The 23,004-nt window shown below is 61.4% G+C and carries 19 protein-coding genes; 12 read left to right on the top strand and 7 right to left on the bottom strand.

Translation table 11 applies throughout. From position 1 onward, the window contains the following. Positions 1-93: 93 nt before the first annotated feature. Positions 94-1,395: an OprD family porin gene (locus tag ACI512_RS04515; protein WP_064054129.1), complete on the bottom strand. Its 1,302-nt coding sequence runs from the start codon at positions 1,393-1,395 to the stop codon at positions 94-96. Positions 1,396-1,806: 411 nt separating this feature from the next. Between ACI512_RS04515 and ACI512_RS04510 the strand changes: the two genes are divergently transcribed. Further along, a complete protein-coding gene (locus tag ACI512_RS04510) occupies positions 1,807-3,894 on the top strand; it encodes a TonB-dependent siderophore receptor (protein WP_236379604.1) in 2,088 nt (695 codons plus the stop codon). Positions 3,895-3,958: 64 nt separating this feature from the next. On the opposite strand, the gene ACI512_RS04505 is transcribed toward ACI512_RS04510, so the two are convergent. The 3 genes from ACI512_RS04505 to ACI512_RS04495 form a co-directional block, all read right to left on the bottom strand. Continuing rightward, positions 3,959-4,174: a hypothetical protein gene (locus ACI512_RS04505; protein WP_043204643.1), complete on the bottom strand. Its 216-nt coding sequence runs from the start codon at positions 4,172-4,174 to the stop codon at positions 3,959-3,961. Positions 4,175-4,407: 233 nt separating this feature from the next. Next, a complete protein-coding gene (gene aguA / locus ACI512_RS04500; RefSeq protein ID WP_236379603.1) occupies positions 4,408-5,514 on the bottom strand; it encodes an agmatine deiminase in 1,107 nt (368 codons plus the stop codon). Positions 5,515-5,635: 121 nt separating this feature from the next. Next, complete coding sequence (locus ACI512_RS04495) at positions 5,636-8,545, bottom strand: aminotransferase (protein ID WP_405121632.1); 2,910 nt, start codon at positions 8,543-8,545, stop codon at positions 5,636-5,638. A gap of 151 nt (positions 8,546-8,696) precedes the next feature. Here ACI512_RS04495 and rfbB point away from each other — a divergent pair, with 151 nt between their 5' ends. The 7 genes from rfbB to ACI512_RS04460 are packed head-to-tail and all read left to right on the top strand — an operon-like array spanning position 8,697 to position 15,759. Next, complete coding sequence (gene rfbB, locus ACI512_RS04490; protein ID WP_012721714.1) at positions 8,697-9,779, top strand: dTDP-glucose 4,6-dehydratase; 1,083 nt, start codon at positions 8,697-8,699, stop codon at positions 9,777-9,779. Next, positions 9,776-10,651: a glucose-1-phosphate thymidylyltransferase RfbA gene (gene rfbA / locus ACI512_RS04485; RefSeq protein WP_046034607.1), complete on the top strand. Its 876-nt coding sequence runs from the start codon at positions 9,776-9,778 to the stop codon at positions 10,649-10,651. The genes rfbB and rfbA overlap by 4 nt, the downstream gene beginning before the upstream one ends. Continuing rightward, positions 10,648-11,193: a dTDP-4-dehydrorhamnose 3,5-epimerase gene (rfbC, locus tag ACI512_RS04480; RefSeq protein WP_236379600.1), complete on the top strand. Its 546-nt coding sequence runs from the start codon at positions 10,648-10,650 to the stop codon at positions 11,191-11,193. Before rfbA ends, rfbC begins: the two co-directional genes overlap by 4 nt. Then, the gene (gene rfbD, locus ACI512_RS04475) at positions 11,190-12,059 is read left to right on the top strand and encodes a dTDP-4-dehydrorhamnose reductase (RefSeq protein ID WP_236379599.1); all 870 of its coding nucleotides are present in this window, start codon (positions 11,190-11,192) and stop codon (positions 12,057-12,059) included. Before rfbC ends, rfbD begins: the two co-directional genes overlap by 4 nt. A gap of 36 nt (positions 12,060-12,095) precedes the next feature. Beyond that, positions 12,096-13,904, top strand: coding sequence for an ATP-binding protein (locus tag ACI512_RS04470; protein WP_012721710.1), 1,809 nt, complete (start codon positions 12,096-12,098; stop codon positions 13,902-13,904). After that, positions 13,901-15,277: a sigma-54 dependent transcriptional regulator gene (locus ACI512_RS04465; RefSeq protein WP_012721709.1), complete on the top strand. Its 1,377-nt coding sequence runs from the start codon at positions 13,901-13,903 to the stop codon at positions 15,275-15,277. The genes ACI512_RS04470 and ACI512_RS04465 overlap by 4 nt, the downstream gene beginning before the upstream one ends. 26 nt (positions 15,278-15,303) lie before the next feature. After that, on the top strand, positions 15,304-15,759 hold the full coding sequence (locus ACI512_RS04460) for a YiiD C-terminal domain-containing protein (RefSeq protein WP_064054136.1): 456 nt from the start codon (positions 15,304-15,306) through the stop codon (positions 15,757-15,759). A 66-nt stretch (positions 15,760-15,825) separates the two neighbouring features. Here ACI512_RS04460 and cysQ read toward each other — a convergent pair whose 3' ends face one another. Continuing rightward, on the bottom strand, positions 15,826-16,662 hold the full coding sequence (gene cysQ / locus ACI512_RS04455) for a 3'(2'),5'-bisphosphate nucleotidase CysQ (protein ID WP_012721707.1): 837 nt from the start codon (positions 16,660-16,662) through the stop codon (positions 15,826-15,828). Beyond that, entirely contained in the window at positions 16,659-17,225 is a 567-nt protein-coding gene (gene nudE / locus ACI512_RS04450) for an ADP compounds hydrolase NudE (RefSeq protein ID WP_012721706.1), read from the bottom strand. The genes cysQ and nudE overlap by 4 nt, the downstream gene beginning before the upstream one ends. 87 nt (positions 17,226-17,312) lie before the next feature. Here nudE and yrfG point away from each other — a divergent pair, with 87 nt between their 5' ends. Beyond that, entirely contained in the window at positions 17,313-17,975 is a 663-nt protein-coding gene (yrfG, locus tag ACI512_RS04445) for a GMP/IMP nucleotidase (protein WP_236379597.1), read from the top strand. Positions 17,976-18,020: 45 nt separating this feature from the next. Here the strand turns inward: yrfG and lysM are convergent, their stop codons facing one another. Continuing rightward, positions 18,021-18,461: a peptidoglycan-binding protein LysM gene (gene lysM, locus ACI512_RS04440; RefSeq protein ID WP_236379596.1), complete on the bottom strand. Its 441-nt coding sequence runs from the start codon at positions 18,459-18,461 to the stop codon at positions 18,021-18,023. Positions 18,462-18,593: 132 nt separating this feature from the next. Between lysM and ACI512_RS04435 the strand changes: the two genes are divergently transcribed. The 3 genes from ACI512_RS04435 (at position 18,594) to ACI512_RS04425 (ending at position 22,763) form a co-directional block, all read left to right on the top strand. Continuing rightward, the gene (locus ACI512_RS04435; RefSeq protein ID WP_012721703.1) at positions 18,594-19,481 is read left to right on the top strand and encodes a LysR family transcriptional regulator; all 888 of its coding nucleotides are present in this window, start codon (positions 18,594-18,596) and stop codon (positions 19,479-19,481) included. Positions 19,482-19,578: 97 nt separating this feature from the next. Further along, a complete protein-coding gene (gene fdhD, locus ACI512_RS04430; RefSeq protein ID WP_064054138.1) occupies positions 19,579-20,418 on the top strand; it encodes a formate dehydrogenase accessory sulfurtransferase FdhD in 840 nt (279 codons plus the stop codon). Further along, entirely contained in the window at positions 20,415-22,763 is a 2,349-nt protein-coding gene (locus ACI512_RS04425) for an FdhF/YdeP family oxidoreductase (protein ID WP_012721701.1), read from the top strand. The genes fdhD and ACI512_RS04425 overlap by 4 nt, the downstream gene beginning before the upstream one ends. Positions 22,764-23,004 lie beyond the last annotated feature (241 nt).

The raw sequence follows: 23,004 nt of genomic DNA, 5'->3' as shown, positions 1-23,004 counted from the left end.
GTAACAAACATGCCTCGCACTGGCGGGCAAAAAAAAAACCCCGAACCAGTCGGGGTTTTTTAGCGCCTGGCATCAGGCGCGACGCCAGATCAATTAGAAAACGTTGATCGGGTAGTCGGCGAACAGACGGATTTCGTTACCGCCTACGTTGTACTGGTCAGCGTTATTGGAGACGCGCAGCCACGAGGCACGAGCACGCAGGCTCAGGTCTTTGGCCGGACCGCTCTGGACCACGTACTTGAACTGGTTCCAGATTTCACGCTCGGAGCCATCGCCGCGGTTGGTGCCGTCGTCGATGTTGGTACCGCGCACGTAGGCGACGTTGTAGGTCAGGCCCGGTACGCCGAAGGTGGCGAAATCGATGCCGTAGCCGACTTGCCACGAACGCTCGTCCTTACCGTTGAAGTCAGACCAGTAAGAGTTGGCCAGCAGGATGGTGTTACCACCGTCGCCGATGCCGCCAGCGTTGCGGTAGCCGCCGTACAGGTAGCCGGTGTCACCGGTGCTGCGCTGGTGAGCGACGGTGAAGCTGTGCGGGCCAACAGCCCACGTGGCGCCCAGGCTCCAGATTTTGTTGTCGCGGGCGTCAGCATCTTTCTGGTTTTCCAGGGCGAAGCTGCGGTCCAGCTTGGTTTTGTAGCCGTTGAAGTCAAACGTCAGCGATTGCTTCTCTGGCAGGGCCAGGACGTAGTTGACGTTGACGTATTGCTTCTTCAGCACGTCCTGCATGTCCGAGGCATACAGCGCAGCCGACAAGCTCTCGGTGAATTTGTAGCTACCACCGATGTAGTCGATGCTTTTCAGGCGGCCGCTGTCGGTGCCTTCCGCGCTCTTGCGCGCTTCTTTGGTGAAGTGACCCGCGTCCAGTTGCAGACCGGCGATCTCTTTGGAAACGATCGACGTACCGGTGTAGGTTTCCGACAACAGACGGGAGTTGTCGTACTGCAGCACAGGCACGGCCGGGAACTGGTCACCGTACTTGAGCACGGTGTTGGAAACGCGGAACTTCACGGCAGCGCCGCCCTTGGCCAGGTCGTGTGGTGCCGAGCCAGGGTTGTCGGTGGTGCCATTGCCCGGTTTGAAGAAGTCGATACCGCCCGCGCCGGCGCGACCTTTACCACCGTCCAGACGGATAGCGTATTGGCCGATCACGTCCACACCCACACCGACGGTGCCTTGGGTGAAACCAGACTCGAGCTTGCCGATGAAGCCTTGGCCCCATTCGGCTTTGTCTTGCTTGCCGTTTTTGTAGTCACGGCTGATGTAGGCGTTACGTGCGGCGATGTTCAGGTGGCTGTCTTCGATAAAACCCTTGGACTGGTCCTGGTCGTTTGCCATTGCTGTCGATGCGCTCAAAATCCCCAGAGCGATCAGACTCATCCGTTGCTTCAACATTTTCTTGTATTCCTTATTCCTGGTTGAGTACGCGCTGTGACACCAGGCTCCGTGTCGCTTTTCTGGTGTCGACTGATTCCGGAAAAAAGAAGGCCCGCGGACGACTGAACATGCCGCGGGCCTTTTTTATTGGATGAGTCATGGCGGTTAGCCACAGGCGTTGGGCGCAATCCTAGTCGCGCCCGGAACTATGTGTCAATTTCGCGAATCGTCTGTATTTAGGCGAAATAATTCTAAGCGATGCGCTTCAGCCGTTCTGAAAGCGACAAAAAACCGCACCTGAAACGTCAAAAAACACATTTAGTAATACATTTCAAAGCCGGTACGTTTGGGAATACATAACTTACGCAAATGCAAAGCATTACCATTAACGCGCAGTTTTCCTCCCTAACAATTCGGATACATTCCTTCATGCCAGCCCCTCGCCTGACGCCCCTTACCCTTGGGCTTTCTGTTCTGCTGTCTGCCGGTTTTGCCTGTGCGGCCACCACCTTGCCCGAAACCTCTATCAGCGCCGAAGCTGACGAAGACGACCCGCGCATCAAGGAAACCAGCACCGCCACCCGCACCGCCACACCGGTGCGTTATGTGCCCCAGGCTATCGATTCAGTGAAGACCGAAAGCCTGCGTTCCTACGGCACCAATGACCTGGGCCAGGCGTTGAGCGGGATTCCCAACGTGAGCAGCGGCGCCGACACGCGTTTTGACAGTTTGCGCATCCGCGGTTTCGACGCGAGCAATGACTTCTATCTGGATGGCATCCGCGACGACAGCCAGTACGTTCGCGACCTGCATAACATCGAGCGCATCGAAGTGCTCAAAGGCCCGGCCGCGGTACTCTACGGGCGAGGCGGTCAGGGAGGGATCGTCAACCGCGTGAGCAAACTGCCCACCGCCGGGCACACGTCGAGCATCGAGGCCCAAGGCGGCAGCAACGATCTGCGCAGTGTGTATGCCGACCTCAGCACCGACCCCACCGACAACATCAGCCTGCGCCTGAACATGGGCAACCAGGACAACAACAGCTTTCGTGATGGCGTCAGCGGCAATCGCCAACTGTTCGCCCCGTCCATGAGCTGGCAGCTCACGCCGGACCTGAACTGGCTGGTGCAGTACGAATACAGCCGCTACAACCGCACGCCGGACCGTGGCATTCCCGGGGTCAACGGCCGGCCGGCAGATGTGAGCCGCAGCACGACCTACGGCGACAGCCGCGATTACATCGACGACAAGACGCAGTCGCTGCGCTCCAAGTTGGCCTATGAGCTCAACGACAACTGGCAACTGCGCCAGACCTTAGGTGTGTTCAAGCTCGACAGTGATTTCGACAACACCTACCTCACCGGCTACACCCCGGCGACCAACAGCGTCACGCGCCAGCGCTGGCAGCAGGACCTGACCACCCTCAACATCTTCAATAGCGTCGAGCTCGAAGGTGGCTTCAGCACCTTCGGCCTGGAACACCGCCTGCTCACCGGCCTTGAACTGGGCAGCCAGCGCCGTGATCCGAAGCTGTACACCGCCACTACCGTCGCACAAGGCGGCCGCGTCGTACCGCCTCTGGACCTCAACCAGCCCAATCGTAACCTCAGCCATACCGGGCGGATGAGTGTGTCGAGTGACAACCACACCGAAGTCGAAAGCCGCGCCCTTTATGTACAGGACCAACTGCGCCTGAATGACCAGTGGCAGATACTCGCAGGCCTGCGCTACGACCGCTTCGAGGTCGACACCAAGAACAAGCTGCTCAACACCCAGCAGGACGTTAAAAGCCACAGCACCAGCCCGCGCTTCGGCCTGGTCTGGACGCCGCTGGAGCATCATTCGTTCTACGCCTCATGGAGCAAGACCTTCTCGCCTGCGGGTGGCGGCCTGATCGGCATCACGCCAAACGCCGCCGGCAGCGTCAACGACCTGAGTCCCGAGCTGACCAAGCAGAAGGAAATCGGGGTCAAGAGCGACTGGCTCGACGACCGCCTGAGCACCACCTTGGCGGTGTACGAACTGGAACTCTACAACCGCCGCACCAGCGACCCACTGAACCGCACCATCACCCTGCTCAGCGGTTTGCAGCGCTCACGCGGCGTTGAGCTGACCGCCACCGGCAAGCTCGTCGGCAACTGGTACGTGCGCGGTGGTGTGGGCCTGCAAGACGCCAAGGTCGAGAAGGACAACAACGGCTTCGAAGGCAAGCGCGTCAGCGATGTGGCCAAGCGCAATGCCAGCCTGTTCATCACCTGGAAACCGGAGATGGGCTGGTATGCGGAAACCGGTTTGACGTTGGTGGGCGATCGCTATGCCGACAGCCTCAACACCGTGGTGCTGCCGGGCTATGGCCGTTGGGACGCATTGGCCGGCTTCCGCCAGAAGGAGTGGGATGTGCGGGCGGCGCTGAACAATATCGCGGATAAAACCTACTACGCGTCTGCGACCAGTGTGGCGCAGATTCAGCCAGGGGATCCGCGCAGTCTGGTGGTGACAGGCACGTACAGTTTCTAAAGCTACACACCCTTCAAATGTGAGAGCGGGCTTGCTCGCTCCCACATTTTGATCTCAGTGTTCTCTAGTTGTTTATCAACTCGCACAACGCGTGCACTTCGTCCTCACTGAACAAGCCCACCGGGTACCGTTCACTCATCACGCTGCGCCAATCAGGCTGCTGCCGGATCTGCCGCGAGCCGTTTTCCTTCAACCAGAGCGCCAGCGCATGAATCGCGTCACCGTCGACCCGCAAGGGGTGGAAGGTACGCGTGTACATCAGGTTGATATCGGCATTCATTTCAGCGCTCTCTCCTACTGCGTGAGCGGCTAACTTACTCAAGGTTTATGACAGAACTGCGCAGTCATCACCCTGGGCCACTGTGACAACAGCGATACAAGAGCTATGCCAATGTCTCGTGTTCATAGGCAGGTGGACACAAAAAAGCCCGCGACCTTGCTGGGGCGCGGGCTTGCTGGGGGCGTTGAAACCGGGTGGCCCCGGCTATCGCCAGGATGCTGTTACAACTGCACTCAATTTTTGTGCGGCGCGGGCTGCTGTTGGGTCAGACAGTGGATATTGCCGCCACCCAGTAACAGTTCGCGGCCGGGCACCATCACCACTTCGTGCTGCGGGAACAGGTCCTGCAGGATCGCCTTGGCCTGGCTGTCCAGCGGGTCATCGAAGCTCGGCGCGATGATGCCACCGTTGACGATCAGGAAGTTGACGTAGGAACCGGCCAACCGCACGGTCGGATTACGCTCCTGGGTGCCGTCAACCGGGTCTACACCGGCGCACTCTGCCTCGGTGGCATACAGCGGCCCGGGGATCGGCATTTTATGCACTGTGAACGAGCGACCCTGGGCGTCAGTGCTGCTTTGCAGCACCTTCATCGCGGCGTGGCAGCGTGCGTAGTTCGGGTCTTGCGGGTCATCGGTCCAGGCCAGCAGCACTTCCCCTGGACGCACGTAGCAGCAGAAGTTATCCACGTGGCCGTCGGTTTCGTCGTTGAACAGACCGTCCGGCAGCCAGATGATCTTATCCACCGCCAGATTGGCGCTCAGCACCGCTTCGATCTGGGCACGGTCGAGGTGCGGGTTGCGATTGGGGTTGAGCAGGCATTCTTCGGTGGTGATCAGGGTGCCTTCGCCGTCGACATGGATCGAACCGCCCTCCAGCACAAAGCCTTCGGTGCGATAGCGCGGGGCGCGTTCGATCTCGAGGATTTTGCCGCCGACCTGCGAGTCGCGGTTCCACGGCGAATACAGGCCGCCGTCAAAACCGCCCCAGGCGTTGAAGTCCCAGTTCACGCCGCGCACTTCGCCAGTGTGGTTGATCACAAAAGTAGGGCCGGTGTCGCGCACCCAGGCGTCGTCACTGGACATCTCCACCACACGGATATTTGGCACATCCAGGCGCGCACGGGCATTTTCATACTGGCCGGCGGAAACCGCCACGGTGACCGGCTCAAACCGCGCAATGGCCTTGGCCACCGCCACGTGAGCGGCCTGCGCCGGCTTGCCGCCCAGGCGCCAGTTGTCCGGGCGCTCAGGCCAGATCATCCAGGTCTGGGTCTGTGGCGCCCATTCGGCAGGCATGTGGAAGCCATCGGCGCGAGGGGTGCTGTGCAGGGTGGTCATGGCGTTCAGGACTCCGAATGGGGTGAAGGCCGACTTTATAGCGGATAAAAATCGGCTTTATAAGCTAAAAAATATGATAGGCGATGAATATGACAGCAATTAACCGATAACAATCGATTATTTACAGCTGCTCATCCAGCACCTTCGACAGCATGTCGACAAAGAAGTCCACACTGCGTCGGGACGTGACCATCGGCGGCTTGATCTTGAGAATGTTTAAATAATCACCGGTGGGCTGCATGAAAATTCCCAACTCCCGCAGGCGGTCACACAACAACGTTGTTTCTTCGGTGGCGGGCTCCAGCGTTTGCCGGTCGCGCACCAACTCGAGGCCCAGATAAAACCCGGAGCCGTGGACGGCGCCCACCAGAGGATGGCGATCGATCAGTTGTTCCAGTCGCGCCTTGAAATGCCCACCGACCACCTGGGCGTTTTCCCACAGCTTTTCTTCTTGCATCACATCCAACACGGCCATGCCGATCCGGCAACTCACCGGGCTGCCTCCCGACGACGAGAAGAAATACCCCTCGGCCTCGAGCGCCTCAGCAATTTCACGCCGGGTAATCACCGCGCCGAGGGGCTGGCCGTTGCCCATGCCCTTGGCCATGGTGATGATATCGGGCACCACACCCTGCTCTTCAAAGCCCCAGAAAAAATGCCCCATGCGGCCGTAACCCACCTGCACCTCATCGGCGATGCACACGCCACCCTGGGCGCGTACCCGCGCATACACCTGCTGCAGATAGCCCGGTGGCAACGAAATACCACCGGCATTGCCGTACACCGGCTCACAGATAAAGCCCGCCAATGGGCGCTTGCTCGCGGCGATTTTCGCCAGGTTGTGCTCCACGCTTCTGACGTAATCGGGCGCGCTGTCCTGCCCACGGAACTCACCGCGATAGGTGTTGGGCGCCGTCACCGGGTGCACCCAATCCGGGCGGCTGCTCAAGGCCTTGGGGTTGTCGGCAATCGACGTGGACACTGCATCCGCCGCCACCGACCAACCGTGGTAAGCCTCCAGCACGCTGAGCATGTCGCGCCCGCCGCTGTAGGCCCAGGCCAGGCGGATCGCCAGGTCATTGGCTTCGGTACCACTGTTGACCAGGAACACCCGGTCCATGCCTTCCGGTGCCAGCGCCAGCAAACGTTCGGAAAACTCGGCAATCGCCGCGTAGTGAAAGCGCGAGTTGGTGTTGAGCAATGACCATTGCCGCGCCGCCACCGCCGCCATGCGCGGGTGACCGTGGCCCAGCACGGCCACGTTGTTGAGCATGTCCAGGTAGGAACGGCCCTGCATATCGATCAAGTGATTGCGCCAGCCGCGCTCGATGCGCGGCGGGTCGACGTAATAGTGCTTTTGCGAACGGGCGAAACTGGCGTCGCGGCGGGCCAGCAGGGCCTCGGGGTCCAACTCAGGTTCGGCGTCGCAGGCCAATCCCAGCACCGCTGCGGGTGAAGGGCACAGCGTTTGCCAGGCCTGCGCGCGGGAAGGCGTGCAAAACAGCGGTGCGGGCCCGTCAGTGCGGCAGAGTTGCACGGTCAGCGGGCCTTCAACCGCACCGATCACCTGGCCCTTGAGCACCGCCCCACCCGGCTGAACCAGCGCTTTTACGCCCCACAGTCGTACGTTTATCGCGTTGCTGTGCACCTGGAGTTCGCCATTGACACCCGATCGCACAATGCCGGCGAACGGCGCTTCAACGGCAGTCCCCTGAGGCACCTGTAATTCGACGTGCAACGGGAAGGTCTCGGGCTCGTGGGCGCTGTCCGGCTGGGTACGCGACAAACGGTATTGCCCATAGCGACTCGCGGCCAGGCCGTGCAGCAGCGCCGCATCCTGCAACAAACGCTGATCGATACCGGGTTGCTCCCAATTCCCGGCGTCGAAATGCGGGCTGAGTACACCCAGGTCGATCAGCGCGAACTCACGCCCGACCAGCCCCGGCAGCAAAGGCGCGAAGCCTTGCCCGTCGATCGGTGCCGGTGCCTGCCCGACGCTGCTTAGAATCGCCGCCTCCATCAGCTCAAACGGCACTGACGTCGCCACATGGAAAATTTCCCACTCATGCTCGGCGTTTTTCAACAGGTAAGTATTATCCGGGTCCAGGCGCTGCTGTTGCTCGCTGCTCAAGACCAGCACCGCCGCACGGGCGACGATCAGCGGCCACAGCGCCTGCAATTCTGCCGGCTCTAACGGTGTCACCGCGTGACAGGCCTGGATCGCCGGCAAGATCGCAAAGGGATCGCCCTCAGCGTGATGCAACAGGGCGGCGCAGGTGACCGACAGGTCGGCAATACGCCAGGTGTGCACCAGGTCGCCGAAATCGATCACGCCCCGGACCTGCCAATGCCGCTGCGCATCACGCTGCCACACGACGTTGTCGTCGGTGATGTCCATGTGCACCGCTTGCCACGGCAGGCGGTCGGCCACGGCGTGCAGGCGCGTCGCGACCTGCTCGGCCGCCTGCTCCAGTGCGGCGCGCTGGGGCAGGTTTTCAAGCGTCGCCAGCAGGTGGGCAATCAATGCCTGGGCGTGACGCGGGTCCCACTGCAAGGTGCGATCCAGACCAGGGTGCTTGAAATCGGCCAGCGCCAGGTTCATGCGCCCGCACAGCTCACCAAAGCCTGCGATCACGTCACGGCCCAGATGGGGCTGATGGGTCAACGGCTGGCCGTCGATGTACCCCAACAGCCGCAGATGCAGGGTCTGGCCGTCCACCACGACCGAGAGCAACTCTTCACCGGTGAGCGCCTGGATGACCTCGGGCACCTGCACGTGTGCATCGGCCTTCAGACTGTTCAGCGCCGCGTGCTGCGCCTGCAGCTCAACGGCCGCGTAGTCACCCCGGCAGATCTTCAGAACGAAGCGGCCACGGTCGCTGTCGACTCTATAATTGAGGTCTTGCTGGCTACCCAGTGACTGCAAGGTGCCGGTGAGGCCGTAATGCTGCTCGAGCAACTGTGCGGCCCGGTCGGAGCTGACGTGTGGGCAAGGCAGGCTGGCGCGATGAATCAACGTGGCGAGCAACATTGTGACGACCTCTGTTTTTTCAGGCGTCTATATCGCCACCTTTAAGGGGGTTAAGGCAACCCCCAATGCACACCGCGCTTGCGCAGCCCTGCGTCACAACTCAAGCTATGCTTCATTCGCTTAATGTCCGTCTAAGGAAAAGGCCCCCGACATGCGCATTCTCATCACCGGCGGCGCTGGTTTTATCGGCTCTGCCCTGATCCGCCATTTGATTGAAAACACCGAGCACCAAGTGCTCAACCTGGACAAACTCACCTACGCCGGCAACCTGGAGTCGCTGACCAGCATCGCGTCCGACAGCCGCTATGAGTTCGTCCAGGCCGATATCGTCGACCAGGCCACCGTCAGCGCCGTACTGGCGCGCTTCGAGCCGCAGGCGATCATGCACCTGGCAGCCGAGTCCCATGTCGACCGCTCCATCGACGGCCCGTCGGATTTTATCCAGACCAACATCGTCGGTACCTACAGCTTGCTTGAAGCCACCCGCGCCTATTGGCAGAAGCTCGATGAGCCGGCCAAGCGCGCGTTCCGCTTCCATCACATTTCCACCGACGAGGTGTACGGCGACTTGCATGGTGTGGACGATCTGTTCACTGAAACCACACCCTATGCGCCCAGCTCACCGTACTCGGCCAGCAAGGCAGCGTCCGACCACCTGGTCCGCGCCTGGCAGCGCACCTACGGCCTTCCGGTTTTGCTGACCAACTGCTCGAACAACTACGGGCCGTTCCACTTCCCCGAGAAGCTGATCCCGCTGGTGATCCTCAACGCCCTCGCGGGCAAGCCACTGCCGGTCTACGGTGACGGCTTGCAGGTGCGCGACTGGCTGTTCGTCGAAGACCACGCCCGCGCACTGCTCACAGTAGTCACCGAAGGTGTGGTCGGCGAGACCTACAACATTGGCGGGCACAACGAGCAGAAGAATATCGACGTAGTGCGCGGCATCTGCGCCCTGCTCGAAGAGCTCGCGCCACAGCGCCCGGCCGGGGTCGCGCAATTTGCCGACCTGATCACCTTCGTCAAGGACCGCCCAGGCCACGATCAGCGCTATGCGATCGATGCGAGCAAGATTGAACGCGAGCTGGGCTGGGTTCCTGAAGAAACCTTCGAATCCGGTTTGCGCAAGACCGTGCAGTGGTACCTCGATAACCTGGAATGGTGCCGCAGGGTCCAGGACGGCAGTTATCAGGGCGAACGTTTGGGCAACACCGACTTTAAGGATCTGATTGCATGATGAAGGGAATCGTATTGGCCGGCGGTTCCGGCACGCGTTTGCACCCCATTACCCTGGGCGTCTCCAAGCAATTGCTGCCGGTGTACGACAAGCCGATGATCTACTACCCGATCTCGGTGCTGATGCTGGCGGGGATCAAAGACATCCTAGTGATTTCCACACCGGTGGACCTGCCGCAATACCGCAACCTGCTGGGTGATGGCAGCCAGTTTGGCGTGCGTTTCAGTTATGCCGAACAGCCGTCGCCCGATGGCTTGGCCCAGGCGTTCCTGATTGGCGAGGCGTTTATCGGCGAAGACCCGGTGTGCCTGATCCTGGGCGACAACATCTTCCACGGCCAGCACTTCGGCGATCAATTGCGCACCGCGGCCGAACGCGCTAGCGGGGCCACGGTATTCGGCTACTGGGTCAAGGACCCGGAGCGTTTTGGCGTGATCGACTTCGACAAGGAAGGCCGTGCCCTGTCCATCGAAGAAAAACCGGCCAAGCCCAAGTCGCCCTATGCGGTCACCGGCCTGTATTTCTACGACAACGACGTGATCAAGATCGCCAAGGACGTTAAGCCTTCGCCCCGTGGGGAGCTTGAGATCACCGACGTCAACAACGCCTACCTCAAGCGTGGCGACCTGCACGTAGAGCGCTTCGGCCGCGGCTTTGCCTGGCTGGACACCGGTACCCATGACAGCCTGCTCGAAGCCTCCACCTATGTGCAGACCATCGAGCATCGCCAGGGCTTGAAAGTCGCCTGCCTGGAAGAAATCGCCTACGAAAATGGCTGGATCGACCGTGACTATCTGCTGGAGCGTGCCAAGTACTTTGGCAAGACCGGCTATGGTCAATATCTTTTCACGCTCGCAGGGGAAACTGCATGAAGGTGACCGCCACTGAGTTGCCCGGTGTACTGATCATCGAGCCGAAGGTTTTTGGCGATGAACGCGGTTTTTTCTATGAGAGCTACAACGCCCGGAATTTCGCACAAGCCACTGGTCAGCACGTGGATTTTGTCCAGGACAACCACTCGCGTTCGCAAAAAGGCGTCTTGCGCGGTTTGCACTACCAGATCGAACACGCTCAGGGAAAACTGGTGCGTGTCACAGCGGGTGAAGTCCTGGACGTAGCGGTGGACATCCGCCGCAGCTCACCGCATTTTGGCAAATGGGCCAGCGTGCGCTTGTCTGCCGAAAACAGCCGTCAACTGTGGATTCCGCCGGGGTTTGCCCATGGTTTTGTCGTGCTCAGTGACTCTGCTGAATTCCTCTACAAAACCACCGATTACTACACGCCCTCTGCGGAACGCTGCATTCGCTGGGACGATGCTGATCTGGATATCGATTGGCAGTTTGCCGGTACCCCGACGCTGTCCGGCAAGGATCAAAACGGCAAAAGCCTGAAAGAGGCAGACCTTTTCCCATGAAGGTCTTGATCACCGGCCAACACGGCCAAGTCTCCCGAGAACTGCAACTGCAGCTCCAAGGCCTGGGCGAGCTCATCGTCCTGGGCCGCGACCAGCTTGACCTGGCCAACGTCGACCAGATCCGCCAGCAAATCCGGGCCCATCGCCCCAACCTGATCATCAACGCCGCAGCCCACACTGCCGTCGATCAAGCCGAAAGCGAGCCGGACGCGGCGTTCGCGATCAACGCCATTGCTCCTGGTGTTCTCGCAGAAGAAGCCAAGGCCCTGGGCAGCCCGTTGATCCACTACTCAACCGACTACGTGTTCGACGGCAGCAAGCCGGCCCCCTATACCGAAGCTGACACGCCGAACCCGCTGGGCGTCTACGGCCAGAGCAAACTGGCGGGCGAGGAGGCGATTGCGGCGGTGGGCGGCGAATACTTGGTCCTGCGCACCAGCTGGGTCTATTCCAGCCATGGCAAGAATTTCCTGCTGACCATGCAGCGCCTGCTGCAGGAGAAACCTCAGATGCGCATCGTCGCCGACCAGATCGGCGCGCCGACGTGGGCTGGCAGCATCGCGCGCAGCACGCGTGCGCTGATCGAGCGCTGGCAAGCGGGCGAACCGGGAGAATGGGGTGTCTACCACCTGACCGACCAAGGTGAGACCTCGTGGTTCGGTTTTGCCGAGGCCATCGGCGCGCATCTGCGCACGCAGGGCAAAGCGTGCGCCGAACTGGAAGCGATCCCTTCCAGTGCCTACCCGACGCCAGCCAAGCGCCCCTTGAACTCGCGCCTTGACTGCAGCCGCCTGCAGCAGCAATGGCACGTCAGCCAGCCGAGCTGGCAAGACGCATTACGCGAGTGTCTTGCACAGCCGCACTAGGCATAATGCGCCTGTCCCCACAGGCGCATGACTCCCATGACCCCATCCCTCCCGCGTAGACCCCGCTGGCGCAGCCTCGCCCTGCTGGCGTTGTGCTTGGCACCGCTGCTGTGGCCGCTGGAGCACCTGGCTGAGCGTTATTACCGCAGCGAGCTGGCGGGGCAGAATCGTCAGACCCTCGATCTGTACGTGGCCAACCTGCTCGGCACCCTGCACCGCTATGAAGTGTTGCCGCAGATCCTCGGCGACCTGCCGGCCCTGCGCACAGCGCTGGATGCGCCCCAAGTCAGCACCAACCTGGTCAACGCCAACCTGCTGCTCAAGGATGTCGCCGCCCAGGCCGGGGTGGAAGTGATGTACCTGATGGACACCCGCGGCAAGACCCTCGCCGCGTCCAATTGGGATAAACAGGACAGCTTTGTCGGGCGCAACTTCTCGTTCCGCCCCTACTTCAGCGAAGCCATGGACGGACGCCTGGGGCGCTTTTTCGGCCTGGGCACCACCTCGGCCAAACGCGGTTACTTCTTTGCTGCCGCCGTGCGTGATGGCGAGAAAATCATCGGTGTGCTGGTGGTCAAGGTGGACCTGGACCACACCGAAAGCCTGTGGGGCAATACCCCGGAACAGCTCTTGGTGACCGACCATAACGGCGTGGTCATCTTGACGTCGCGCCCGCAATGGCGATTTCGCGCCACCCGGCCGCTGACCGCCGCAGAGCGCCAGGCCATCATCGCCATCCAGCCCTACCCGACCCGCGATCCGCAGCCGCTGAGCCTGAGCAGCACCGCTTGGCTGCGTCAATCCACGGCCATCGCCGAGACGGGCTGGAACGTGGAGATCCTCGCGCCGCGCTCGCTGATCAACCGGCCGGTGCGTACAGTCGTTGCGGTGGGCGGCGCCACGCTCTTGGTCTTGATGTTGCTGCTGGGGTTGATGATGCAACGCCGCCGCCATTACCTGGAACGCATTGCCTTTGAAGCCAAGGCCCGTCGCGAGCTGGAAGCGCGCGTGGTCGAGCGGACCAGCGACCTGGAAGGCCTCAACCGTCGCCTGAAACAGGAAGTGCTGGAACGCGAACACGCCCAGCAGGAATTGGTGCGCGCCCAGGATGACCTGGTGCAGGCGGGCAAACTGTCGGCATTGGGCACCATGTCGGCGAGCATCAGCCATGAACTCAACCAACCCCTGGCGGCGATTCGCAGCTACGCGGAAAACGCCGAGATCCTGCTCGACCATGAGCGCACCACTGATGCGCGCGGCAATCTCAAGCTGATCAGCGAACTGACCGGGCGCATGGCCTCGATCATCGCCCACCTGCGCGCCTTTGCCCGCCGCGACCGCCATGCGCCAGAGAGCGTGGCCCTGCAACCGGCGCTGGACGATGCGCTGGCGTTGCTGGCCAAGCGGCGGCGGTCGATGGAGGTGGAGCTGATCCGTGACTTGCCGGAAGCGACCCTGTGGGTGCAAGCCGGCGAAACTCGCCTGCGACAGGTGCTCGGCAACCTGCTGGCCAACGCCCTCGACGCCCTCACCGAAAAAGGCCCGCCGCGCAAACTGTGGCTGAGTGCCGAAACCACCGAACAGGGCGTCAACCTGTACATTCGCGACAACGGCCCGGGCTTTTGCATGGAGGCCCTGGGCCGCGCCAGCGAGCCGTTCTATACCACCAAGACACGCACCCAGGGCCTGGGCTTGGGCCTGGCGATCTGTGACACCCTGATGCGTGCCTTTGGCGGCGAACTGCTGTTCGCCAACCACAAGGAAGGCGGCGCGCTGTTAACCTTGAAATTGCGTGCCGGCTCGCCGGGCGTCAGTCTGCAACCGTCCGAGGACCGCAGTGTATGAGTATCGATAACCAGATTCAGGTGGTGTTGATCGACGACGATCCACACCTGCGTCAGGCCTTGTGCCAGACCCTGGACCTGGCCGGGCTGAAAGTCCTGACCCTGGGCGAAGCCACCGGCCTCACCGCGCGCTTGTCGCGGGACTGGCCAGGCGTAGTGGTCAGCGACATCCGCATGCCCGGCATGGACGGTCTGGAGTTGCTGGCAGAACTGCACGGCCAGGACCCGGACCTGCCGGTGCTGCTGATCACCGGCCACGGCGACGTGCCGCTGGCGGTGCAAGCCATGCGCGCCGGCGCCTATGATTTCCTGGAAAAGCCGTTCGCCAGCGACGCCCTGCTCGACAGCGTGCGTCGCGCCCTGGCCCTGCGCCGCCTGGTGCTGGACAACCGCAGCCTGCGCCTGGCCCTCAGCGACCGCCAGCAACTGAGCACGCGCCTGGTGGGGCACTCCCCGCAAATGCTGCGCCTGCGCGAACAGATCGGCGCGTTGGCCGCGACCAAGGCCGATGTGCTGATTCTCGGCGAAACCGGCGCCGGCAAAGAGGTGGTCGCCCGCGCACTGCACGACCTGTCCAGTCGTCGTAGCGGCCCCTTTGTGGCGATCAACGCCGGGGCGCTGGCCGAATCGGTCGTCGAAAGCGAGCTGTTCGGCCATGAGCCCGGCGCCTTTACCGGCGCGCAGAAGCGTCGTATCGGCAAGTTCGAATTCGCCAACGGCGGCACCTTGTTCCTCGATGAAATTGAAAGCATGAGCCTGGATGTACAGGTCAAACTCTTGCGCCTGTTGCAGGAGCGCGTGGTGGAGCGCCTGGGCGGCAATCAGTTGATCCCGCTGGATATCCGCATCATCGCCGCGACCAAGGAAGACCTGCGCCAGTCCGCCGACCAGGGCCGCTTCCGTGCCGACTTGTATTACCGCCTCAACGTCGCGCCGCTGCGCATTCCGCCACTGCGTGAGCGCGGTGAAGATGCACTGATGTTGTTCCAGCACTTCGCCGACGAAGCCAGCAGCCGCCACGGCCTGCCACTGCATGAGCTGCAACCGGGGCAGCGCGCGCTGCTGTTGCGCCATAGCTGGCCGGGCAACGTACGTGAATTGCAGAACGCCGCCGAACGCTTCGCCCTGGGCCTGGAACTGGCGCTGGACAGTTCGCCGGATAACCCAGCGGCTGGCGTCCTGACCTCCACACCCGGCGGCCTGAGCGAGCAAGTCGAGCAGTTCGAAAAGAGCCTGATCGCGGCCGAACTGACTCGCCCCCACGGTTCCATGCGCAGCCTCGCCGAAGCCCTGGGCGTACCGCGCAAGACACTGCACGACAAACTGCGCAAGCACGGCCTGAATTTCGCCAACCAAAGTGGCGACGACGAATGACCACTCCCACCCGCCATGAGGCCGCCATGAGCCGCGACAGCCGTTACCTGGAATCCATCCTTCACCATGACATCCCCCTTACCCGGGAAATGGGCCTCAAGGTGCTCGACTGGCACGACCAACGGTTGGAACTGCATCTGCCCTTGCACGCCAACATCAACCACAAGAGCACCATGTTCGGCGGCAGCCTGTATTGCGGCGCGGTGCTGGCGGGCTGGGGCTGGCTGCACTTGCAGTTGCGCGAAGCAGGCATTGAAGACGGGCATATCGTGATTCAGGAGGGGCAGATCAGTTATCCGCTGCCGGTTACGCGGGATGCGACGGTGGTGTGCCAGGCGCCGGAGGAGAAGGTGTGGAAACGTTTCGTGGCGACGTACAAGCGCTATGGCCGCGCGCGATTGACGTTGGAGACGTGGATTGTGAATGAGGGCAGTGAGGAACGAGCGGTGACGTTTACTGGCCAGTACGTCCTGCACCGCTAACCGCCCCAACACAAAACACCTGTGGGAGGGGGCTTGCTCCCTCCCACATTTTGATCGGCTGTGGCCTTAAGACCTGGCCAGGGTGAGCAACCGCTCACGCCATGCTGCCTTCGCCGGCAACGCCAGGAAGAACGGGTTCAACAACGATGCACGCGCCGGGTAACTGAACGGTTCACCGCTCAACTCCAACACCTCACCGCCCGCGCCTTCCAGCACGCCTTGGGCGGCTGCGGTGTCCCACTGCGACGTCGGCGCCAGGCGCGGGTAGCAATCCGCGCTGCCCTCGGCCAACAAGCAAAACTTCAACGAACTGCCGATATTCGCCAGCTTCAGTGCGCCCAGGCCTTCGCTCAAACCGTCCAACAAGCGTTCCTGCTCGGGGCTGGTGTGCCGACGACTGGCCACCACCGTAAACGACTCGCCCGCCGCCGGCGCCTCGCGAACTTGAATCTGCTTGGGCGCTTCATTCACATCCGAGCGCCAGGCGCCCAGGCCCGCGCCACCGAAGTAGCAACGGCCACTGGTGGGCATCGACACCACGCCAAATATCACCCGGCCTTGTTCGATCAAGGCGATATTGACGGTGAACTCTTCACTGCCGGCGATGAACTCCTTGGTGCCATCCAACGGGTCTACCAACCACCAGCGCTGCCAGCCGGCACGCACGCTTTGGTCGATATCGGCATCCTCTTCAGACAGCACGGGGATGCTGGGGTCCAGCGCGGTGAGGCCGGCGAGAATCAGATGGTGAGCGGCCAAGTCCGCTGCCGTCACGGGCGAATCGTCAGCCTTGGAGGTGACGGCCACGTCGGCTCGCCAGTACGGCAATATCACTTCACCGGCCTGGCGGGCCAGTTCGATCACAGGGGCAATAAACGGGTGACCTAAAAACAGTTCGCTCATGCGCTAAACGCTCCTCGCTGGGTCAGCAGGTCTCGTACCAGGTACAGCGCGGCCAGGGCGCGGCCCTCACTGAATTGCTCGTTTTGCGCAAGCTGCGACAGCTCACGCAGGTTGACCCGCTCCACACGCATGGGCTCAGGCTCATCGCCTTCCAGGCGCTCTTCATACAGATCGGTGGCCAGCACCACTTGGATTTTCTGGCTCATATAACCAGGCGACAACGACAGCTCGGTGATGTGCTCCAACTGTCGCGCGCCGTAGCCCGCTTCTTCTTTCAACTCGCGGTCCGCCGCCGCCAGCACATCCTCGCCGGGCTCGATCAAGCCCTTTGGCAGGGACAATTCATATTCATCCGTGCCGCCGCAATACTCTTCCACCAGCAACGCATGATCTTCGTCGATCATCGCCACAATCATCACCGCCCCATAGCCGGCACCGCGGCCCACCAGGCGCTCGTAGGTCCGTTCAACGCCATTGGAAAAGCGCAATTGCACTTCCTCCACGCGGAACAAACGACTACTGGCGACTATTTCGCGGGCGAGGACGGTGGGTTTCTGGCGCATAAGCGGCTCCTTGGCGTGATCGGGTTACTATACCGTGGCTTTTCCGATTGTCTGTGTCGGATATCTTTACTTACATGAGAACGTCCCATGCCCTCTTTGCCTTGGCACGCCATCGACACTGTCCTGCTGGACATGGACGGCACGCTGCTCGACCTGCATTTCGACAACCACTTCTGGATGGAGCACCTGCCGCAGCGTTACGCCGAGTTGCACGGGGTGAGCCGCGCCATGGCCGAGATGGAGTTGCAGCCACTGTTCGAGCGTAACGCTGGACAGTTGCAATGGTATTGCCTGGATTTCTGGAGTGCCGAGCTGAATATCCCGGTACGTAAACTCAAGCTGGAAACCGCCCACCTGATCGCGCTGCGCCCAGACGCCGATACCTTTCTGGCGGCGATCAAACAGGCCGGCAAGCGTGTGATCCTGATCACCAACGCTCATCGTGATTCGCTGTCATTGAAGTTGGAACGCATTGAACTGGCGCCGTATTTCGAGCGGTTGATCAGTTCCCACGACTACGGTTTCGCCAAGGAAAACCCGCAGTTCTGGGATGCCCTGCAAGCCGACATTAACTTCGACCCGGCCCGCAGCTTGTTTATCGACGACACCCTGCCGATCCTGCGCAGTGCCCAGGCGTTTGGTGTGGAGCATTTGCTCGCGGTGAAGGAGCCGGACAGCAAAAAAGGGCCCAAGGACACGGCAGAATTTGCCGCCGTCGGCGACTACCGTGATCTCATTGTCGGCCTTTGAACCAATGTGGGAGGGGCAAGCCCCCTCCCACCTTTCGTATTGGGCTTACTCAGGAATACGCAGCGTCTGCCCTGGATAAATCTTGTCTGGATGAGACAACAGCGGCTTGTTGGCCTCAAAGATCTTGTTGTACTGGTTGGCGTTGCCATACACCGCCAGGGAAATCGCGCTCAGGGTGTCACCCTTTTTCACCACAACGAAACGGGCGGCAGCTACGGCCGGGCCGGATACGGTGATCTGGTCATCCACACTGGCCACACCGGCAATATTGCCCAGCGCCAGCAAAATCTTTTCTTTCTCTTCCTGGGTGGCGACTTCACCGGTGACGGTTACCTTGTCGCCATCCACCGTGGCCTGCACATTCGGATTACCCAGACCCACTTTCGCCACGTGCTCCTTCAACTGCTCACTCGCGTTCGCATTACCCGGCGTCAACAGGTCGATCAACTTCTCGCCCGCTTCCTTAATAAAGCTAATAAGACTCATGGTGCGCTCTCCTTGATGTTTGGTTTCCAGATGCCAAAGACTAGACCAGTCCCACAGACTTGGGTTCCAGCCCGACCAAAGACCCAAACGCGCTAGAATCCCCCCGCCATTGGAATAAGCCCTGGAGCGAAGATGGACATCAAACAGCTGAAATTCCTCATCGCCCTCGACGAGACGCGTCACTTCGGCCAGGCGGCGGCACGATGCCACATCACCCAACCGACCCTGTCGATGCGCCTGCGCAGCCTTGAGGAAGAACTTGATCTTCCCCTGGTCAATCGCGGCCAGCGCTTTGAGGGGTTCACCGCGCCTGGCGAACGGGTACTGGCCTGGGCACGCACCGTGCTGGCGGCGTATGACGGCTTGCAGGCTGAAGCGGCCGCCTGTCGCGGCAACCTGGTGGGTACGTTGCGCCTGGGCGTGGTGCCGCTGTCGAGCTTTGATCCACTGGCATTAATGCAGCAACTGCACAAAGAGCACCCAAGCCTGCGTTTCGAGCTGTCGGCACTCAGCTCCGAACAAATCCTTGAACAACTGGCGAGCAATCGCCTGGATTTGGGCGTGTCCTACTTGGAGCGGCTGGACAATGAACGCTTCGACTCGCTGGCCTTGGGCGAAACGCGCATGGGCCTGCTTTACGACCAGCGCTTTTTCAGCTTCGGCGACACACCGCTGAGCTGGGAAGCACTGATCGAACTGCCCTTGGGCATGCTCACCAGCGGCATGCACTTTCGCCAGTCCATCGACCACAACTTCCACAGCCGGGGCTTGCACCCACAGCCGCTGTTACAAACCGATGCCGTCCATCAGTTGTTACAAGCCGTGCACGGCGGACTCTGTTGCGCGGTGATGCCCCTGGACGGGGGCCTGGACGCGCTCACCGAGCATTTGCGCCTGCAACCCATCGACGACGCCCACACCCTGGCGCGCTTGGGGCTGATCATGCGCCGCAGCGCACCCCGCTCTGCCTTGGCGGAAGCGTGTTTCGCGCTGTTTCAGAAATCGCAAAAAGAGTCTTGATCGACGTCATCTATCGGTAGATCAGTACTGGCAATTAGACGCGACGCTTTGTCGCGCCTAGTCTAAACACTGACCAATCCGCCGGTGGTACTGCCCCATGAACGCCAAGCGCCCAGTCTGCGCGGCGCCCGCTCTTGAAACGCCCGCGCCCGCCGCCAGCCAGAGCTATCAGTATTGCAACCTCGAACACACGGAATCCGCCAGCACAGCCTTGGCGGAAGAAGTGGCGTTGGCGATTGCTTTCAACGATATCAGCCAGGCGGTGATGCTGGTGACGCCGACGGACCTGGAAGACTTTATCGTCGGCTTCAGCATCGGCAGCGGCATTATTGCCGACGTTAGCGATATTTATGACCTGAAACTCAGCGGAACCGGCTCTACCCAGTATGCACAGGTGCAGATTTCCAGCCGCGCCTTCTGGAACCTCAAGCAGCAACGCCGCCAATTGGCCGGTACCAGTGGTTGTGGCCTGTGCGGTGTGGAAGCCGTGGAACAAGCGCTGCCAGACCTTCAGGTACTGCCCGGTGCGCCGCTGCCGCCCGCCGAATGGCTCGATGGCCTGCGTCAGCGCATCAGTGCGTTCCAGCCCCTGGGCCAGTACAGCGGCGCCGTGCACGCCGCGGTATTTATGAACAGCCAAGGCGAATTGCTCCTGGGTCGCGAAGACATCGGCCGGCATAACGCCCTCGATAAGCTGATCGGCGCGCTGATCCGCCAAAAGATTCCGACCGAAGGCGGCCTGGCGATTGTCACCAGCCGTTGCAGCCTTGAATTGATCCAGAAAGTCCTGCGTGCGGGCATCCAGACCCTGGTCAGCCTGTCGTCGCCCACCGGCCTGGCCCTGCAATGGGCACGCCGGCATAACCTCAATCTCATCCACCTGCCGCAGAAAAGTGCGCCGCGGGTCTACAGCCCTGCGATGGAGAACCAGCCGTGAGCAATCATCATCAAGCCGACCAAACCCCAACCCCGCGCTACAAGCCTTATAAAGGCCCGGCGGGCGGCTGGGGGGCACTGATCAGCGTGGCCCAAGCCTGGTTGACCAGCGACAATGCGCTGAAAAACCTGCGCATGATGCTCAAGACCAACCAGAACGGCGGCTTCGACTGCCCCGGCTGTGCCTGGGGCGACTCGCCCGAAAGCGGCATGGTCAAGTTCTGCGAAAACGGCGCCAAGGCGGTGAACTGGGAAGCCACCAAGCGTCGTGTGGATGCTGCGTTCTTTGCCAAACACAGCGTCACGGCCTTGCTGGAGCAAAGTGACTATTGGCTGGAATACCAGGGCCGCCTGACCGAGCCGATGCGCTACGACGCCGAAACCGACCGCTACACGCCCATCAGTTGGGAGGCGGCGTTCGACCTGGTCGGCAAGCATCTCAACGCCCTGCCCAGCCCGGACATGGCCGAGTTCTACACCTCGGGCCGCGCCAGCAATGAGGCGGCTTACCTGTATCAGCTGTTCGTGCGCGCCTACGGCACCAACAACTTTCCGGACTGTTCGAACATGTGCCACGAAGCCAGTGGCGTTGCCCTGGCACAAAGCGTGGGCGTGGGCAAAGGCACCGTGACCTTTGATGACTTCGAACATGCCGACGCGATTTTCGTCTGGGGCCAGAACCCCGGCACCAACCACCCACGCATGCTCGAACCGCTGCGTGAAGCGGTTAAGCGCGGTGCTCAGGTGGTGTGTATCAACCCATTGAAAGAGCGCGGCCTGGAACGCTTCCAGCATCCGCAACACCCGCTGGAAATGCTTACCAACGGCGACAAACCGACCAACACCGCGTACTTCCGCCCGGCGCTGGGTGGCGACATGGCCATCCTGCGCGGCATGGCCAAGTTCCTGTTGTTGTGGGAACGCGAGGCCCAGGCCGAAGGCAAAGAGGCCGTGTTCGACCACGACTTCCTCAACGAACACACCACCAACGTGCTGGATTACCTGGGCAAGATCGACGACACCTCGTGGGATGAAATCGTCGCTCAGTCCGGCCTGCCCTTGGTCGAGATCGAACAAGCCGCGCGCATGTACGCCAAAGGCAAGAACGTGATCATGTGCTGGGCGATGGGCATCACCCAGCACCGCCATTCGGTGCCGACCATCCAGGAAATCGCCAACCTGATGCTGCTGCGCGGCAATATCGGGCGCCCGGGCGCCGGCCTGTGCCCGGTGCGTGGCCACAGCAACGTGCAGGGCGACCGCACCATGGGTATCAACGAACGCCCACCGGTGGCGTTCCTCGACTCACTGGAACGTCGCTTCCAATTCAAGGTGCCGCGCGACAACGGCCACAATGTGGTGGAAGCGATTCACGCCATGCTTGAAGGCCGCTCCAAAGTGTTTATCGGCCTGGGCGGCAACTTCGCCCAAGCCACGCCGGACAGCCCGCGCACCTTCGAAGCGCTGCGCAATTGCGACCTGACCGTGCAGATCAGCACCAAGCTCAACCGCAGCCACTTGATGCACGGCAAAGACGCGCTGATCCTGCCGTGCCTGGGCCGTACCGACATCGACATCCAGGCCGAAGGCCCGCAAGCGGTGACGGTGGAAGACTCGTTCAGCATGGTCCACGGCTCCAACGGCCAGTTGCAGCCGCTGTCGAAATTGATGAAATCGGAGCCGGCGATCCTGGCCGGTATCGCCGCCGCGACCCTGGGCAGCAAACCGGTGGATTGGAACTGGCTGGTGGCCGACTACAGCCGCATCCGCGACCTGATCGCCGACACCATCCCAGGCTTCAAGGACTTCAACGAGAAGATCAAAAACCCAGGCGGCTTCTACTTGGGCAACTCCGCCGGTGCGCGCCGCTGGAACACGCCATCGGGTCGTGCCAACTTCCGCCCCAACATCCTGCCCAAGGATTTGATCCACGAACGCACCCACGCCACCGGCCGCGTGCCGGACCTGATCATGCAGTCGATGCGCTCGCACGATCAGTACAACACCACGATCTATGGTCTGGACGACCGCTACCGTGGGGTCAAGGGCCAGCGTGATGTGTTGTTCGTCAACGAAGCCGACATTATTCGCCTGGGCTTCAAGCCGGGGCAGAAGGCCGACATCGTGTCATTGTGGGAAGACGGCCGTGAACGCCGCGTGAAGGGCTTTACCTTGCTGGCGTTTGATATCCCGGCAGGGCAGGCAGCGGCTTACTATCCGGAGGTTAACCCGCTGGTGCCGCTGGAAAGCACCGGGGATGGCAGCCATACGCCGACGTCGAAGTTCGTGGCGATCCGTTTGGAAGCGGCGAGTAACAATGGCTTGATCATGGCACGCTCGGCCTGATCACCGGACCTGTAGTGAGCGGACTTGCCCCGCGCTGGGCTGCGAAGCGGCCCTAAAACCAGGCGCCGCAGAGTGTCTGAGACAACGCGGCGTTCTTATTGGGGCTGCTGCGCAGCCCGGCGCGGGGCAAGCCCACTCACTACAACAATGGTGTGTTGATCATGCTGAATTGCGGGCACAAAAAAGGCCGCTTTTGCATAAAAGCGGCCGTTCCCAAGTAGCTAAAGACTGACGAATTCAA

Origin of the sequence: Pseudomonas petroselini (assembly GCF_045037875.1) — a bacterium.
GTDB lineage: Bacteria > Pseudomonadota > Gammaproteobacteria > Pseudomonadales > Pseudomonadaceae > Aquipseudomonas > Aquipseudomonas petroselini.
The sequence above is the reverse complement of the archived record's forward strand: the minus strand, read 5'-3'. Positions and strand labels throughout refer to the sequence as shown.

Coding starts and splice junctions, on each gene's coding strand:
- ACI512_RS04515 (WP_064054129.1), bottom strand. CDS start 1,395: ATGTTGAAGCAACGGATGAGTCTGATCGCTCTGGGGATTTTGAGCGCA.
- ACI512_RS04510 (WP_236379604.1), top strand. CDS start 1,807: ATGCCAGCCCCTCGCCTGACGCCCCTTACCCTTGGGCTTTCTGTTCTG.
- ACI512_RS04505 (WP_043204643.1), bottom strand. CDS start 4,174: ATGAATGCCGATATCAACCTGATGTACACGCGTACCTTCCACCCCTTG.
- aguA (WP_236379603.1), bottom strand. CDS start 5,514: ATGACCACCCTGCACAGCACCCCTCGCGCCGATGGCTTCCACATGCCT.
- ACI512_RS04495 (WP_405121632.1), bottom strand. CDS start 8,545: ATGTTGCTCGCCACGTTGATTCATCGCGCCAGCCTGCCTTGCCCACAC.
- rfbB (WP_012721714.1), top strand. CDS start 8,697: ATGCGCATTCTCATCACCGGCGGCGCTGGTTTTATCGGCTCTGCCCTG.
- rfbA (WP_046034607.1), top strand. CDS start 9,776: ATGATGAAGGGAATCGTATTGGCCGGCGGTTCCGGCACGCGTTTGCAC.
- rfbC (WP_236379600.1), top strand. CDS start 10,648: ATGAAGGTGACCGCCACTGAGTTGCCCGGTGTACTGATCATCGAGCCG.
- rfbD (WP_236379599.1), top strand. CDS start 11,190: ATGAAGGTCTTGATCACCGGCCAACACGGCCAAGTCTCCCGAGAACTG.
- ACI512_RS04470 (WP_012721710.1), top strand. CDS start 12,096: ATGACCCCATCCCTCCCGCGTAGACCCCGCTGGCGCAGCCTCGCCCTG.
- ACI512_RS04465 (WP_012721709.1), top strand. CDS start 13,901: ATGAGTATCGATAACCAGATTCAGGTGGTGTTGATCGACGACGATCCA.
- ACI512_RS04460 (WP_064054136.1), top strand. CDS start 15,304: ATGAGCCGCGACAGCCGTTACCTGGAATCCATCCTTCACCATGACATC.
- cysQ (WP_012721707.1), bottom strand. CDS start 16,662: ATGAGCGAACTGTTTTTAGGTCACCCGTTTATTGCCCCTGTGATCGAA.
- nudE (WP_012721706.1), bottom strand. CDS start 17,225: ATGCGCCAGAAACCCACCGTCCTCGCCCGCGAAATAGTCGCCAGTAGT.
- yrfG (WP_236379597.1), top strand. CDS start 17,313: ATGCCCTCTTTGCCTTGGCACGCCATCGACACTGTCCTGCTGGACATG.
- lysM (WP_236379596.1), bottom strand. CDS start 18,461: ATGAGTCTTATTAGCTTTATTAAGGAAGCGGGCGAGAAGTTGATCGAC.
- ACI512_RS04435 (WP_012721703.1), top strand. CDS start 18,594: ATGGACATCAAACAGCTGAAATTCCTCATCGCCCTCGACGAGACGCGT.
- fdhD (WP_064054138.1), top strand. CDS start 19,579: ATGAACGCCAAGCGCCCAGTCTGCGCGGCGCCCGCTCTTGAAACGCCC.